This is a genomic window from Paenibacillus tundrae, from assembly GCF_030812775.1.
GTDB classification, from domain to species: Bacteria; Bacillota; Bacilli; order Paenibacillales; family Paenibacillaceae; genus Paenibacillus; species Paenibacillus tundrae_A.
The window spans coordinates 22511-38551 of sequence record NZ_JAUSTI010000005.1; the positions used below are offsets into that span (position 1 = coordinate 22511).

At 44.4% G+C, this 16041-nt stretch carries 16 protein-coding genes; 13 read left to right on the top strand and 3 right to left on the bottom strand.

The window, feature by feature from the left end:
- Position 1: 1 nt before the first annotated feature.
- Positions 2-511 (bottom strand): RNA polymerase sigma factor, encoded by a 510-nt coding sequence (locus J2T19_RS10425; RefSeq protein ID WP_307215415.1) that lies wholly within the window; start codon positions 509-511, stop codon positions 2-4.
- Between the two features lie 113 nt (positions 512-624).
- On the opposite strand from J2T19_RS10425, the gene J2T19_RS10430 reads away from it, so the two are divergent.
- From J2T19_RS10430 to J2T19_RS10440, 3 genes are all read left to right on the top strand, one after another.
- Entirely contained in the window at positions 625-1401 is a 777-nt protein-coding gene (locus J2T19_RS10430; protein ID WP_307215940.1) for a Cof-type HAD-IIB family hydrolase, read from the top strand.
- Between the two features lie 73 nt (positions 1402-1474).
- Positions 1475-2452 (top strand): S66 family peptidase, encoded by a 978-nt coding sequence (locus J2T19_RS10435; RefSeq protein WP_307215417.1) that lies wholly within the window; start codon positions 1475-1477, stop codon positions 2450-2452.
- Positions 2453-2572: 120 nt separating this feature from the next.
- A complete protein-coding gene (locus J2T19_RS10440; protein ID WP_307215419.1) occupies positions 2573-3223 on the top strand; it encodes an RsiV family protein in 651 nt (216 codons plus the stop codon).
- A 171-nt stretch (positions 3224-3394) separates the two neighbouring features.
- Here the strand turns inward: J2T19_RS10440 and J2T19_RS10445 are convergent, their stop codons facing one another.
- The gene (locus J2T19_RS10445) at positions 3395-4552 is read right to left on the bottom strand and encodes a glycosyltransferase family 4 protein (protein WP_307215421.1); all 1158 of its coding nucleotides are present in this window, start codon (positions 4550-4552) and stop codon (positions 3395-3397) included.
- A 273-nt stretch (positions 4553-4825) separates the two neighbouring features.
- On the opposite strand from J2T19_RS10445, the gene J2T19_RS10450 reads away from it, so the two are divergent.
- From J2T19_RS10450 to J2T19_RS10485, 8 genes are all read left to right on the top strand, one after another.
- Positions 4826-5395 carry a DMP19 family protein gene (locus tag J2T19_RS10450; protein WP_307215423.1) on the top strand — a complete coding sequence of 190 codons (570 nt, stop codon included), beginning with the start codon at positions 4826-4828 and terminating at the stop codon, positions 5393-5395.
- Between the two features lie 51 nt (positions 5396-5446).
- Positions 5447-5983, top strand: coding sequence for a DEAD/DEAH box helicase family protein (locus tag J2T19_RS10455; protein WP_307215942.1), 537 nt, complete (start codon positions 5447-5449; stop codon positions 5981-5983).
- A gap of 34 nt (positions 5984-6017) precedes the next feature.
- On the top strand, positions 6018-6308 hold the full coding sequence (locus tag J2T19_RS10460; RefSeq protein WP_307215425.1) for a hypothetical protein: 291 nt from the start codon (positions 6018-6020) through the stop codon (positions 6306-6308).
- A gap of 242 nt (positions 6309-6550) precedes the next feature.
- On the top strand, positions 6551-7006 hold the full coding sequence (locus J2T19_RS10465; RefSeq protein ID WP_145409119.1) for a PTS sugar transporter subunit IIA: 456 nt from the start codon (positions 6551-6553) through the stop codon (positions 7004-7006).
- Positions 7006-7323 carry a PTS fructose transporter subunit IIB gene (locus J2T19_RS10470; protein ID WP_056698859.1) on the top strand — a complete coding sequence of 106 codons (318 nt, stop codon included), beginning with the start codon at positions 7006-7008 and terminating at the stop codon, positions 7321-7323. The genes J2T19_RS10465 and J2T19_RS10470 overlap by 1 nt, the downstream gene beginning before the upstream one ends.
- Before the next feature lie 28 nt (positions 7324-7351).
- Positions 7352-8470: a PTS fructose transporter subunit IIC gene (locus tag J2T19_RS10475; RefSeq protein WP_239292607.1), complete on the top strand. Its 1119-nt coding sequence runs from the start codon at positions 7352-7354 to the stop codon at positions 8468-8470.
- Positions 8471-8514: 44 nt separating this feature from the next.
- Positions 8515-11193, top strand: a complete 2679-nt coding sequence (gene mngB, locus J2T19_RS10480) for a mannosylglycerate hydrolase (protein ID WP_307215429.1) — start codon at positions 8515-8517, stop codon at positions 11191-11193.
- 284 nt (positions 11194-11477) lie between these two features.
- Positions 11478-13454, top strand: a complete 1977-nt coding sequence (locus J2T19_RS10485; protein ID WP_307215431.1) for a BglG family transcription antiterminator — start codon at positions 11478-11480, stop codon at positions 13452-13454.
- A gap of 155 nt (positions 13455-13609) precedes the next feature.
- On the opposite strand, the gene J2T19_RS10490 is transcribed toward J2T19_RS10485, so the two are convergent.
- Entirely contained in the window at positions 13610-14383 is a 774-nt protein-coding gene (locus tag J2T19_RS10490; RefSeq protein WP_307215433.1) for a sporulation protein, read from the bottom strand.
- Positions 14384-14559: 176 nt separating this feature from the next.
- Here J2T19_RS10490 and J2T19_RS10495 point away from each other — a divergent pair, with 176 nt between their 5' ends.
- Both J2T19_RS10495 and J2T19_RS10500 read left to right on the top strand, forming a co-directional pair.
- Entirely contained in the window at positions 14560-15243 is a 684-nt protein-coding gene (locus tag J2T19_RS10495; RefSeq protein WP_307215435.1) for a class I SAM-dependent methyltransferase, read from the top strand.
- Between the two features lie 71 nt (positions 15244-15314).
- Positions 15315-15842: a YfiT family bacillithiol transferase gene (locus tag J2T19_RS10500; protein ID WP_307215437.1), complete on the top strand. Its 528-nt coding sequence runs from the start codon at positions 15315-15317 to the stop codon at positions 15840-15842.
- Positions 15843-16041: the final 199 nt, after the last annotated feature.

A 16041-nucleotide genomic window follows, 5' to 3' on the forward strand; every position in this document is an offset into this window, starting at 1 on the left:
CTCAATCGTCTCCTTTCATTTGAAGCATCTCTGCTTTGAATCGTTCTCTGGCACGAAAAAGGGTGACCTTGACCTGGTTCATATTCATATCCAGAATTTCGCCAAGCTCCTTGTAAGATAACTCGTTCATTTCTCGTAGTAACAATATGGTTCGATACTGTTCGGGAAGCTTCTTCATCACCTGTTGAATACGAATGGTTCGTTCACGTGCGTTGAGTACTTCCTCTGGGGAACGGTATGTATTTTCTGTACCTTGCTGTTCCAGCTCTCGATTCATTTGTAGTTCACTACGTTGTTTACGATACCAATCGATAAATAAGTGCCGGGCTACTTTGTATAACCACGCTCTGGCATAACTTGCATGCTCGGCTTTCATAGATACCATAGCTCTGTAGAATGTTTCTTGAACTAACTCCTCAGCGGTCTCCTGAGATCCACACATGCGGTAGAGATAGAGATGCAGGGAGGATTGGTACTGCTTGAATAGTTCGGCATATAGATCACTCCTCATTTCAAGTTTCCTCCTCCTTCTCTTAAGACAACGGGGCAATGCCAATTATGTTACAGTACATTTGAAAATGTTAGGAGGTTTATTTTGTGGACAAGCCAAAGCACATGCATGAAATGATTAAGATTGTATTCATGGATATAGATGGAACGTTGTTAAGTGAGGTTGATCGAACCCTATCGCCCAATACAGAGAGAGCCATAAAAGAGCTGCTTCGTCGAGGAATCCAAGTCGTGTTGGTGACAGGCAGACCCTATAGTTTATGTGAGGAATTTAGGAGAATGGGCATGGATACGATCATTTCAGCCAATGGTGCCCTCATTAAGAGTGGAGAACAAGTGATCCATAAGTCTGTACTCTCTCCGGACATGGTAAGAACGTTTAGCGAATTCGCACAGGAGAATGGTCATGGTATTTCCTATTTTACAGAGTCGTTTGCGATGAACGGTAAATATGAAACAAATAAGCGCATCACAAATGCATTACAAGATACCTTGGGCATTATGGATTACCCTGAGACTCTACCTTCGCTTGAGCGCGAAATTTATTGTCTCTGTCTATATGCAGATCAAGCGGAAGCGGAAATATATCATAAGCAGTTTCCATCCCTGAATTTCGTGCGTTTCCATGAGTATGTATCAAATGTGTTAGAAGAGAATGTAGTATCGAAGTCATCCGCTGCTGAGAAAGTACTCACGTTTCTAAACATTTCCCGAGAAGAGGCGATGGCATTTGGAGATGGGGAAAATGATATCGATCTGTTGGAGTATGTTGGTCTTGGTGTTGCGATGGGGAACGGGGGAGAACACATTAAGTTAAGTGCAGACTATGTTACACGAAAAGCAAGTGAGGATGGAATTGCGCATGCACTGAAGGCATTTAAGCTTATCTAGTGATATCCTAATTATGGTTTTTCATGTAGAATGGTGTGAATCTTCTAAAAAGAAATAAGGAGGAATTTTCCCTATGATTGCACCTAAACTGCAACCAGGAGACGAGGTTCGTGTGATCTCCCCATCAAGAAGTCTTTCCATTATAGATGAGCAGCATATCCAGCTTGCCAAAGAACGACTGGAGGCCTTGGGTCTACTCGTCTCTTTTTCGGCTAACGCATATGAGATGGATGATTTTGCTTCGTCCTCTATTGAATCGCGTATTCAAGATTTGCATGCAGCCTTTGCCGATCCACAAGTCAAAGGAATACTGGCGACCATCGGCGGGTTCAACTCCAATCAGTTACTGCAATATATCGACTATTCGCTTATTCAAGCCAATCCGAAGCGATTCTGTGGCTATTCTGATATTACTGCGTTGAGTACCGCTATATATAGGAAAACAGGGTTGATAACCTATTCGGGTCCTGCGTTCTCGACGTTTGCTATACTTCATGGTAATGAATACACCGTCGAGTTCTTCAAGAGAGTGATGATGGGATCGGCCGATTCAATTCACGTTACACCCTCTGAAGCATGGAGTGATGATGCGTGGTATCGGGATCAAGAGAACCGTCAATTTATTACGAACCAAGGGCCCGTGATTCTGAACGAAGGACAGGCGGAAGGCACCATTATTGGCGGGAATCTATGTACACTGAATCTGCTTCAAGGTACAGAATTTATGCCTTCTCTAGCAGGGACAGTCCTGTTCGTTGAGGATGACTATATGGCCGACCCGTCTACATTCGATCGGGATCTACAATCACTTATTCATCAGCCTGGATTCGAACAAGTGAGAGGGTTAGTCATTGGTAGATTCCAGAAAGCATCAGGAATGACACCGCAATTATTAGATAAAATCATTCACAGCAAGCGGGAATTAACGAACATTCCGGTTATTGCAGATGTCGATTTTGGACATACCGCACCACATTTTACTTTCCCGATTGGGGGCAAGACTAAGCTTAACGCACAAGGCACGAGCGTAGAACTCTGGATTTCAGAGTGAATAACGGAGTGAAAATTAATGAATATCTCACTTATGATAAGTAGGAATGGTTAATATAATTACGTTTGGCATAGGTAAGCAGACAATCCCACAGCCGATGTGGAAATCTAGAGGTGAATCATGAAATTCAGATGGGTGTATGTTCTTATTCTTGCTTTAATAACTACAATCATCGTACCTACAGCAGATGCAAGTGCAGCAGGTACGATTGCAGTGAAATCGAAAGTGCTTTATTACAAAGGTCAACCGTACATAGAGCTTTCAGGTGGAAACAAGAGTGTGACAGCGAAGCTTAATAAGATGTTTAAAGTGCATGCCGTTCACATTGTGAGTGCAGACAAAAAGATTAAGAAAGAAAATAAAAAGTATTCCGTAAGCACCACGAGTGTCACAGTGAAATTTAATCAGAAGGAAAAGATATCTGTTGTGTACGAGGATTACATCTATGCAGGAGCAGCACATGGTTTTCCATCCTCAACGTCCTACAACTATGATCTTAGAACAGGCAAGGAACTGAAGTTTAAAGATTTTGTGCAAAACGATGAACAACTAGCCAATTTAGAAGAGTCGATCTCAAGCAGCCTTAGAGCGATGTATAATGCGAATCAAGGTATTTTTGAAGAAAATATCAATGATTTTCCATTGGAGCAAGATCCAGCATTTTACCTCTATGATAAAGGGATCGTAATTCGCTTCTATCCTTATGAAGTCGCCCCATACGCTGCAGGATTCGTTGATGTTAAAGTTCCCTATAGCAAAATAAATAAGTAGATAACCCAAGTCAAGGTAACTATAAAACTAGGTTTAGACTAAGCGTGGTTCATTAATGAATCATGCTTTTTTATTGTTTTACAGCTACATCCCTAGTGATACGCATGAGCGTACCCTGCGGCAGGAGTTCATGTACAAAATCACCTGCCGCAGGTAGATTGGAGGGTGAACCTATGCGGAGGAAAAGGTTGTTTTGAAGCGCCGATTCCGTTGCTCAATAATCTTTTCATAGTCTTCAATGAGCTGGTCGAAGATGTTCTCCCATGACCGCTGCTGTGCAAGTTTTCGCCCATGGATGCCCATGACTTGAAGCTGCTCAGGGTGATTTGCCCACAGACCTATCTCACGAATCAGTGCATCTGCACGCCCCGGTTCAAACAATATGCCACTTCGATGGTCAGCCACAAGATCCTTTACACCGCCAGCATTAGCCGCTAATACAGGCAAGCCCGAAGCCATGGCCTCCAGGACGACATTGCCGAACGTTTCCGTACAGGAAGGAAATACAAATAGATCTGCCGAAGCATACATATGAGCAAGTTCATCCCCATGCAAATAACCAGTGAATGTTACATTTGCTGGTGCTTGTTGACGCATTTTGGGGAGTAGTGGTCCATCGCCAACGATGACCCAGTGAATACGCGATTGTAGCTCAGCCGGTAAATGCTGCATCGCCATAGTAAGTGTACCGATATCCTTCTCTGGCGCGATTCGTCCAACGTAGAGCAGGATGAGCGGAGCAGTAATCCCATGACGAAGACGGAATTCTGAATTTCGTTTATCCGGTGTATATAGATTGCAGTCAATTCCGCGCGACCATTGCTTTAATCGCTGAATACCTTGTTTGTGCAACGCTTCGAGAGTTTCCAGTGAAGGGGCAAATGTAGCGTCGGCTCCGCGGTGGAACCATTGGACATACTTCCAGTAGAGGGGAATCATGCTTTTTAATCTGTAGTATTCGAGGTAACGATCGAAGTGGGTATGATAGGATACGACATGGGGAAGATGGTTCTTGTGGGCATAACGGAGGCCAAGCAGTCCCATATTGAATGGCGTGGAGATATGTAACAGATCCGGCTGGAAAGCCTGCAATTGTTTGTAGGTGGAGGTTCTGCTGGGTAGAGCAATTCGACATTCGGGATAGAGAAAAAAAGGGATATTAGCAATAGGCTGCACTGGACAATCATCATTGCTCTCGATAATGGAGTTAGGTGTGAATAACAGATGTTCGATTCCTCTGCGCTGCATATGGGTACTCCAACGTTCGAGCGTGGCAGCAACGCCATTCGTATCTGGAGCATAAGTATCCGTGAACAAGGCCAGGCGCATGGTCATCCCTCCCGTGACTCTTGATGCCAAGATCATAACAACCGTTCATTATGCAGAAGTCAACGGCACGTTAACTTATTGCGTTTTCTTGTAAATTGCGAAGGCACGATACAGCACATCCGTTTTCTAAGCTGGTAAGTATTCTGTCAGCATATCTTGTACAGCATATTCTGCTATGATGGGATGAGGTGTCGGCGCATTCTGGTAGTACATAAAGGTGAGTCGCCATGTTAAGTCGTTCATTAAAGATAGAGAATTATTGGAGGCAGAAGAATGAAACAATTAATAGAAGAATTACAGGAATTATTACCTTTGAATCAACTTGAATCCATGTCAGGTGAAGAAGTGGTGGGTAGCGTAGCGATGGATCTATACCGCGCTGAATTTGCAACCATAAGAGAATGTGGAACAGAGATCCCGCAAATCTTACGAGAAATGATTCTGATTATTGAACTAGACACTGAATTGTCAATGAATGGAATAGTCGGATATTTGGAAAATTCAAGCGGGCAATTCTTAAGTGAAACGACAGCAGTATTACAGCGGATCGGTAATGAGACGGATGCAGAGATTATGCAGGGTATTCAAGACATGTTATCTTCGAACGGAGTGAGTACTGCACAGCTTAGGGAAAATGTGAACGGGTTATCTGAAGGGGAGTTAACGAATTCCTTGGAGGTGCATGGACAGCAGATTCATGAGGTCATACAACAAGTACAGCTTGCAGCGGAAGGATTACTAATGCAATCTGACAATGAAGAAGTATTTGAAATGCTCTATCAGTATGTGGATGCCAACATGGACAGTTTGAAGCAGCAGTTGGAGCAGCTCTTATCGGAATAATGATGTAAACACGACGAACGTGAAACGGAGGAGTGGACTTACGTGATTGTGATGATCAATGGAGCATTTGGCGCAGGTAAAACGTCGGCAGCGAACCAACTCCAGCCGTTAATACCAAACAGTATGATCTTTAACCCCGAAGAGATTGGTTACATGCTGCGAAAGGTAATTCCAGAAGACGTAAGAATGAAGGAAGAGCAAACAGATGATTTTCAGGATATGGAGCTATGGAAAATCCTTACCGTAACCATCGCTCGTGAACTGAGGCAGAAGTATAATAAACACCTAATTGTACCGATGACAATCTATAATACAGAACGCTTCGAATATATTCATGGTGGGCTTAGTGAATTAGATAGCGATCTATATCATTTTACGCTGATGACTTCAATGGAGACGTTACATGAGAGAATAGCCAAACGTGGAGATGAGCTGGGTGGATGGACGTACCAACAAGCGGTTAAATGTCTAGAGGCATTTCAGGATGCGAGATTCGAACAACATATTATAACCGATGGTCTAACTACGGATGATGTGGTCAAGCATATTTATTCCAACGTAATGCAGAAGCAATTGACTTTGGAATAGCGTTCAACCCTACAATCCTAAGGAGGATTAAGCGATGAGATTGAACAAACCATTGGTGCTTGAATCCATTATCGTAAGTTTGCTGTTAACCGTAGGCATCATCTGTTGGCAAGTTATCCAAGGCATGATCCTAACGTATCAATATAAACCGGATATCGTAGCCAGCTATACCTCTATGGAGAAATTGCAGTCCAAGGTTGTTTTTGGAACGGTATTTCGAGCCGATCTGACATTCATGTTATTGATTGGAGCGGGGCTATTCCTCTTCACGTGTCTGTACTATCGTGTTCGTTCAAGAATGAAGCAACGGAAAGCTCGTTTGTAGCCCAGTTCATGTGAAACAAACATAGATACTGTTAACAAATACATGCTGGTTTATCGTTCACCTTTAGATTAAACATAGCATTCAATCCTCCCTGAGTCCTGCTGGACTCAGGGTTTTTGAGCTGATCTAATGTTTTTCCGGTTCGAAGGGGAAATTTTGTATATCCAAGCTGGTCAAATAATCCGCTACAATGATCTTGTAAGCGCTTATCGTGTTGGATAGAGAGAGGAGAGACAGGAATCATGATTACAACAGATCAGATTTATCTGGATCAATCATTACCTAACAAAGAGGATGTATTTCAATTCATTTCCGCAGAAGCTGAACGTTATCACATTACGAGCAACCGCGAACAGCTTGAAGCTGATTTGTGGGAGCGTGAACAAGTCTATTCCACGGGGTTGCAGGATCACTTCGCAATTCCACATACGCAGAGCGAAGCAGTGACTCGTCCAGCGGTGATGGTGATCCGTTTGAACGAGCCGATTGACTGGGATTCTCATGATGGGAAGCCCGTGAAAACCATTTTTGTCATACTGGTACCGAAGGGTCATGTGGACGTATCTCATCTGAGGATCATTTCCTCACTTGCCACGTTATTACTTGAAGATTCATTCAAAGAGGGCATTGCAGCAGCGGCGAAGCCGGAAGATGTATATGGCTTGCTTCATCAATATACGGAAGGATTGGTGTCATAATGAAAATCGTAGGTGTAACGTCATGTATCGCAGGGCTTGCTCACACGCCAATGGCAGCAAAAGCATTGGAGAAGGCAGCAGTACAATTGGGTTACGAGATCAAAGTCGAGCAACAAGGTGCGATGGGTCAAGTGAACAAGCTGACAGAGGAAGATATTGCAGCGGCTAATTTTGTACTCATTGCTTCGGATCAAACGGTGAAGGATATGGAGCGATTCGGCGATAAGAAGGTCGTACGGGTCAAAATTGGTCATGCGGTTAGTCAGGCTGAAGCGGTACTAACCAAAGCGGTAGAAGCGGTAAAAGCACAATCCTAAATTATCTTCCATATGAGGAGAGAGTAAGATGAGAAAATGGTTTGGTGAAGCAAAAACACATCTCATGACAGGTATATCCTACCTGCTGCCCGTTATTATCGCGGGTTCCTTGGTTGTAGCGATCTGTAAGATCATCGCGTTGTCGATGGGCATAACAGACCTTGATCCATATAAAGATGGAAGCGGATTCTTGCATATTTTATACCTGGTACAAAATGTAGGTTGGAGTGGTATCGGGCTACTGACCATTGTATTGTCTGGTTACATTGCTTATTCCATTGCTGACAAACCGGCGCTGGCCGCTGGTTTAATCGGTGGGGTATTGGCTCAACAGACAAACGCAGGTTTCCTAGGCGCGCTCATTTCGGGTTTCTTTGCCGGATATATCACGCTCTGGGTCAAAAATAAAGTTAAAATCACAGGTCCAGCCGCGGGTTCGGTACCCTTAATCATTTTGCCACTGATCACTGTGGGACTTACGGGTTTCCTGATGGCCGTTGTTCTTGGCGGGCCACTGGGCGCACTCAATGATTATCTGATTACATGGGTACAGAACATGAGTCAGAGCGGAACCAATACAGTTGTGCTCGCTATTATTCTGGGCGCGATGATCGGATTCGATCTCGGCGGACCAGTGAACAAAGCCGCTTGGATGGCAGGTAACGCGTTGTTTCTGTCTGGTGTATATCTGCCCAATGTGTTTATCAACATTGCGATCTGTATTCCACCACTAGGTTATGGTTTAGCAACATTGCTGATGAAAAAACGTTTCTCCAAAACGTATCAGGAAGCGGGTAAAGGCGCTGTCATTATGGGTGTCATCGGGATCACAGAAGGAGCAATTCCATTTACGCTGCGTAATCCTGCGAAAATGATTTTGGTCAACATGGTTGCCTGTGCATCAGGTGCAGCATTAACCGCGTTGCTCGGCGCGCACATCATCATGCCACCGATCGGTGGATTGTACGGTGCGATCTCCGTAGGTACACCACTTGCATACCTTGCCGGAGGTATCTTCGGGGCACTCATTGTTGCGGGCGGAACGATGCTTGTTAACTTCCGTGATGAAGAAGAGAAGCAACCTGCTGAAACGAAGGAAGCTTCTGTAAAGAAAAATGGAGAAGAGATTGAACTTGTTTTTGACTAAGTTGAACTATATAGAGCTAAATAAGCAACTGGAGGGATACAGAGATGAGTGAGAGAGAACGTACGAAGGTGCATGTTATTCCACACACACACTGGGATCGGGAATGGTACTTCACCACCTCCCGTTCCAAAGTTTATCTAGTCAAACATGTCAAAGAAGTGCTGAACGCACTGGAGAATATAGAAGGATTTCATTATTACCTGCTAGATGCTCAGGGTTCCTTGTTGGATGATTACATCCGTTGGTGTCCAGAGGATGAGGAACGTATTCGTAATCTAGTTTCAGCTAAGCGACTCATGACTGGCCCGTGGTATACCCAAACAGATCAGTTGGTCATTTCCAGTGAATCCATGGTTAGAAACCTGTACTATGGAACGGAAACAGCACGCAAATATGGGCATGCCATGAAGGTTGGTTATGTGCCAGATGCGTTCGGACAATCAGCACAAATGCCGCAGATTTATCGTGAGTTCGGTATTGAACGCTTCTTGTTCTGGCGCGGGGTGTCCGATAATACGAATCCGCGTACTGAATTTACCTGGGAAGGATCGGACGGCAGCCAAGTATTCGCAGTTCAGATGCCGTTTGGATACTACTACGGAGGAAACATTCCAGAGGATACCGCGGACTTGCAGCCGTATTTGGAAAAGCAGATTGGCGCACTTGAGAACAAAGCATCAACGCGGCATATTTACTTCCCGAATGGCTTCGATCAAGCACCGATTCGTTTGAATCTGCCTCAGTTGATTGAGCGTTTCAACGAGCTAGATGACAAACGGGAATATGTAATGAATGAACCAGAACGTTTCATGGCAGAGATTGAAGCAGACAGTCATGACCTGCCGGTACTCCGCGGTGAGTTAATGGAAGCTAAGCATATGCGTATTCACAAATCCATTTTCTCCACACGTGCAGATCTCAAGCAACAGAATAACCAGATCGAGAACTTCATTGCGAACATTTTAGAGCCTGTACTTGCCATCAGTCACTCTCTTGGACATGAATATCCGCATCGCATTGTGGAAGATATCTGGAAGTTGATGTTTGAGAATGCGGCGCATGATAGTATTGGTGGATGCAACAGTGATACTACGAATCAGGACGTTGCTTTCCGTTACAAACAGGCCAATGATATCGCACGCAATCTACTAGATTTGCATATGCGAATGATTGCTTCCACCATTGAGCAGGAGGAGACATTTGCCTTTACCCTGTTCAATACCTTACCGTATGTTCGTGGGGGTGTTACGGAGATTGAAGCGTACATTCCAGAGGAATCGTTTGTTATTCGTGATACGAAGGGAAGAGAACTGGCCTATACGATTGTGGACAAAGTAGATCAGACAGATTATGTGTTAGGACAACACATTGATCTGAATCCAAGTCGTAAAGTCTATCTCCCAGACCGTGTATATCGTGCGAAACTATTAGTAGAACTGCAAGAGGTTCCAGCGATGGGGTATACTCAGATCATCTTTGACTTTAGTCAGGGAACAGCACCAACAATTGAGCGACGCAATGATCAGCATATCGAAAATGAATTCTTTGCCATCGTTGCTGAAGATAACGGTACATTAACCATTACAGATAAAACCTCTGGGCAGACATATGCCAATCAGATGGTGTTTGAAGATAATGGTGATGACGGAGACTCTTATAATTATTCACCGCCAGAGCGGGATCTTATTGTATCCTCCATTGGTTGCAAACTGAATGTGACAACAGCGAAGACCAACGTTCTTGAAGAGCTTCAACTGGGATGCACACTGAGTGTGCCTGCCGATCTGCATGAACGTGAAGCAGGAATAAGTTCGGGACAACTGCCAATTCAGGTTCAAGTAGGACTTCGTAAGGGCGAGCGATTGATCCGCTTTGAGGTTCAGGTACAAAATCAGGTGCTTAGCCACCGACTACGAGTACTTTTTGATACAGGTCTAGCTTCCTCCTTATCGATTGCAGATCAGCCTTTTGGTGTCATTGCTCGTCCTACATCCTTGCCTGAAGCCCAGGTGTGGGAACGTGAGAAGTGGCAAGAGAAACCGATTACGATTGAAGCGATGCAGAGTTATGCGGGATTGAATGACGGTAATCGTGGCATCGTAGTGATCACCGAAGGAGTGCGTGAATACGAGATTGTAGGCGAGAAGATGGATACTATTGCCTTGACCTTGTTCCGGACGTTTGGTTTCATGGGTAAAGAAAATCTTGTGTATCGCCCGGGGCGAGCTTCGGGAGAGAAAATCATTGCTACACCCGATGCACAGTTGCTAGGTGAACTGAACTTCTCGTTTGCATTGTATATCCACTATGCTGGAGTGGATGAAGCGAAGGTAGCGCATGTGGCGCGTGAATATTTAACCCCGATCGCCAGCTATCAATTGTGTGACTTTTTGAATGGCCGATTGATCTTTGCCTTCCGTGATGAAGAGCGTACATTGCCGCAGAACTACAGCTTAATGTCCTTTAATGAGGAATCCAATGCTGTACTCAGCGCATTCAAGAAAGCGGAGCATAGTGATGGTTATATTATCCGTGTCTTCAATCCGTACTTGAAGCAAAATGCAAAAGCAACAGTTCAGTTCAATCAGTCGGTTTCAGTGGAACGAGTATCTCTGGCGGAACAGTCTTTGGAACCAGCGCAGGTTATTGCGAATAAAGAGCAAGTCATCTCATTACCTGAGCTTACCCATTGCAAGCTGTTGACCGTCCTTGTATCTGTATAAATTGAATTAAACATTTACACGAGAACGGAGAGGACAGAAATAACATGGAGAAGCGGAGCGTTCGCCTTTATCCCCGGATTTTCCCTTTGGAAAAGGGAATCAAAAAAATCTGGGGATAACAGCGATCGGAAAGTTATTCTGTCATCGGAGTGGCAGTGTAAATATTCTTTAGTTCAATTTATATAAGTCGAATTAATATAAATACTGTTCACAGTCAGATATAAACAGATGCTTTTCATCGAATGCTCAGCTTAGACGGATCAGAGAGGAGGTCGGATATCGATATGATTTTTCCATACAAACGTTTGCAGAGATTGTTTCTCCTTCTTCATGGTGAAGGGCAGGATCAGGCGTGGACAAGCCAGGCTCTTGCCGAGAGGCTAGAGGTCACAGTGAGAACCATTCGGGACGATCTGAAGAAGCTGGAGAGCATCCTTGTGCAACATGGAAGCAGACTGGAATCCAAAAGAGGCAAAGGATACTCCATCGTAGTTGATGAGCCTTCTAGCTATGAAGCGTTGCTTGAAAACCGGCATAACCTTCAATCTGGAAGCTTGCCGATCCCTGGATCACCTGAGGAGCGTATACGATTTGAATTGTTTAAATTGCTAAACGAACCAGGTCATATCAAAATGGAAGACCTTGCTGATCAATTGTTTATAAGCCGTGCAACGATGAATAATGATCTTAAGATCATTCGTCAGATTCTAGAGAATTATCAATTGCAGCTCTGTATTAAACCTGGACATGGCGTGCAGGTAATCGGGGATGAGAAAAGCATCCGGTATTGCCTCGCTGAATATGCTGACGTGCGTGATGAACAATTACAATTGGCTCCGGATGGAATTACGGTCGCGCAGGAGCAATTATTACAGCCTGTGGATCCAGCCCGAATACGGGAAGTGGTGATGCGACATTTGCGTCATAAGCATGTTCGAATCGCTGATCTGGCTCTGAAGGATCTGATCACACATTTGGCTGTTATGGTAATGCGTGTTATGCAGGGTCATGGGCTAGAGAAGTTTGATACAGTAGAGGCGAATGGGCAGGATCAAGAACTTGCTCTACAGATGATTAAAGATCTGGAGGACTTATACTCCATATGTTTCTCCGCGGGAGAGCGTGATTATCTGTTATTGCATATTATTAGCAAAAAAATGACAACTACCGATTGGGATGGTCTATCGGATGATCCTCTATATGTTACCGTTCAGCGGATGCTAGATTATGTCTATGAACGATACAGTTATGATCTGAGAGATGATGAACGATTGCCGCGTGACCTTTACGCCCATCTAAAACCTATGATTACACGGCTAGAGCATGGGATGAACATGCGTAATCCACTATTAGGACATATCCGTAAATATTATCCGCTGGCGTATGAGATTACGATTGGTGCGGTTAAACAGCTAAAGACGTATGTGCCTTATGAAATTAATGATAGCGAGATTGGTTATCTGGCACTGCACTTCGGAGCGGCGTTGGAACGCAAATATCAGATTCCTCATCGAAAACGGAAGTCCGTTCTGCTCGTATGTGGCTCAGGTTATGGCACAGCACGTATTCTTGAGTCACGATTGCGTTCATTGTTCGCGGAGCTGGAGGTATCTCGCGTAGTATCCTTACGTGAATATGAGGAAATGGTGAGCATTCCAGAGGATATGGTGATCTCCACCATTCGCTTGCGAGAGCCTAAGGACAAGCCTTCGGCTGTCATCGCTGCCATTCCTTCAGAACGGGATATGGCAACCATTACGCACATGGTTCGTTCTAGTGATACTCAAGAAGAAATGACGTTGCTCCGCTATTTCGACCCTGAATTTTTCATGTATCGCACCGATCAGCCTGATAAGTTCAAGCTTATGTCAGAGATGAGTGATAGGTTATCAGCACGAGGTGTAGTGACAGAACGGTTCTGGCCTGCATTACAGGAGCGTGAGGAGATGGCTTCTACGGCTCTGGGTAGAGGCATGGCAATTCCACATCCGCTGGAGCTAAGTTCTACACGGACAGTTGTCTCCGTCTGTTTGCTGGAGAAGCCTATTCGTTGGGATGATGAGAATGAAGTACACGCGGTATTCATGTTATCGATATGCAAAGAGGATTATGAGCAAGCGATGGGCATCTACGATCTATTTGTGGAATTGATCCGCCAAGAGGAATTACTTGAGGGATTGCGCACCTGTGATGCCTTTGAGGATTTTGCCCAGATCGTTCGCCATACACTGAGTACCAAAAGTACAGATGCATATGCCTGAATAATATTTGCGTAACTGAAATATGACATGTGAACTAAAAACAAGCAGGTCTCTATCCGATTAACTGGAGAGAACTGCTTGTTTGTTTATGATTTCTTGTTTCTTGTTTGTTAATTATCATTTGTTTATTGTTGTTCTACATCATTTTCAATGAATTAAATGTGCTTCGAAATAACTTCTTCCAGCCCTTGTGCCACCGATTGTGCTCCGCGCGCTAGATGCCGCTCATATAGGTGTAGTCGAACAAAGCTCTCATCTGTACCCATCGCTTCTGAGAAAATGCCACTAAGCCCTCTAGCACGATGATCGATCTGTAGCAGTAGCTCTAGCGAGTCGCCCATCGGATAGAACAGAACCTCCAGCTCATCCAAATATCCACGAAACTTATTCGTGGGTACGAATTCGAATTCCTGAACAAAGGGCAGATTGCCGCCAAGTTTAGGCGCGTAGTCATTGGTGACTTCGCGCAATTTGAAACCAAGGATATCAATGGCATCGAAGACAGTACGCATCTCTTGGGTGGGTACAACACGTAACAAATCGCGATCCGAAGGATCTACAGCACTTGCAATATCAAGGCCTGTTTCCACCCATACCTCGGCACTATGCAGCGTGAGCGGAAGATTTTCCGGTAGGTCAAAGGAGAACTGTTTCTCCAGCTTTGCACCTGGCTGCAAGATGAAGCCATCGGTTAACAAAAACTTGGCGATAGTTGCCTTCTCCTTGAACTTACGATCATCGCGTTCACGAAGGTAATGAGTGTGAATACTTAGGTATATTCGGTCGACGTTCTGTTCGACATCACCACCTTGTATGTATACCGTTCCTGTAATAACACCGCCGGGGATAACCTCAGGAGTATCTAATTCCGTATTTACTTTTGCTGCGCCTACGCCAACACTAGCTAACATTTTCTTAAAAAATGACATGTGCTCAACCTCCGGATCAGTTCGATTTCTGGGAAAAAATACGACTTCGACCTTTATACGGAATGTGAAGGATTGCCGTTTCAAATTTTATCGTATAAAAATCTCGGAATAGTGGGGGAAATGAACGGTCATTGTCGAATATAGTTAAATAAAGGAATATGCGGAGGGGGAATCGGATGGGACTCGAATGGTATGACATGATTGCGAGACGTAACGGAGGGTACCGGGGCAGGTCGAAGTTTATCGTCGAAGGACAATCGGCGGAAGATGTGTTTGAACAGCGATTAATTGAAATGTTACCTCTCCATAACACGGTACTTGACGCGGGATGTGGTCATGGTGAGTTTACATTGCGAATGTCAGCCTACGCTCAGCACATTACCGGTTTCGACAACTCCAGCGAGATGATCCGGATCGCATTATCGGGGCTAGCATCGTCTGGTGTGAGGAACACAGAGTTTGTACACGCTACGACCAAGGCGAAGATGCCTTTTGTGGATGAACAGTTTGACCTAATCTATGATCGTCGCGGACCAACATCTATCATTGAACACGGCCGAGTGCTTCGCAAAGGCGGAACAATTATCGGTATTCACGGCGATGTAAGCAAGGTGAGAGAGCGATTATTGAATAACGAGTACGAAGATATTGAGATCGAAGAATTCAACAATGCTGCCATGGTGTTTCCCAATGAACATGAGTTTGCACTGTTTCTATCGGATACGCCGGGGAATCCAGATTATACGTTGCCTGAACTTCAGGAAGCATTTCAAGCTAAACTAGAAGAAAGTCTGGTTGACGGAAGAATCTGTGTACAGGAGCGCAAGTACATTTGGAAAGCAGTAAGAGCAAGTGAGTAAGGTCTACCGTTTCAGAAGTTCTTTATTAGTAATTCTGTATCAATATCTAAACTGAGGTGTGGAGGGAATACATGATGGATTTGAGATATCCTATTGGATCATTCGAACATTCGGGGGGAATTACAGTAGCTCAGAGAGAGCAGTGGATTGAGGACATTGCACAGCTACCGGCTAATGCTCGTCAAGCTGTAGAAGGATTGAGCCCAGAACAGTTGAGCCTACCTTACCGGGACGGGGGCTGGATGGTTAAACAAGTGATCCATCATATGGCGGATAGTCATATGAACAGCATGATTCGATTCAAGTTGGCACTGACCGAGGATAATCCAACGATCAAGCCGTATTACGAGGATCGCTGGGCTGAGCTTAGTGATTCACGGGAACTGGATATCGAATTCTCCCTTCAGATTTTAGATGCATTACACCGCCGGTGGGTCGGGCTGCTACATACCTTAACAGATGCGGATTTTGCCAAATCATTTTATCACCCAGGTTCACAAGAAACGACTAGATTGGACTATAACCTAGGCTTCTATTCCTGGCATGGCAGACACCATGTCGCTCATATTACTTCACTTCGGAAACGATTAGGTATATGAGATTAGTGTAACTTTTTAACTTTCATATGGGAGTAGTAAGGACGTCTAAGTTGGAGTAATACGCTCTCCTTAGACGTCTTTTTGTATGCCCATTTTTATACCTATACATCATGGTATTCTTCAAGAAAAATAGAGAATTTCTGGGTGAAAATGTTATAATGGAGCGTACCATAATTGTGAGAGAAAGCCGTTTGAAATG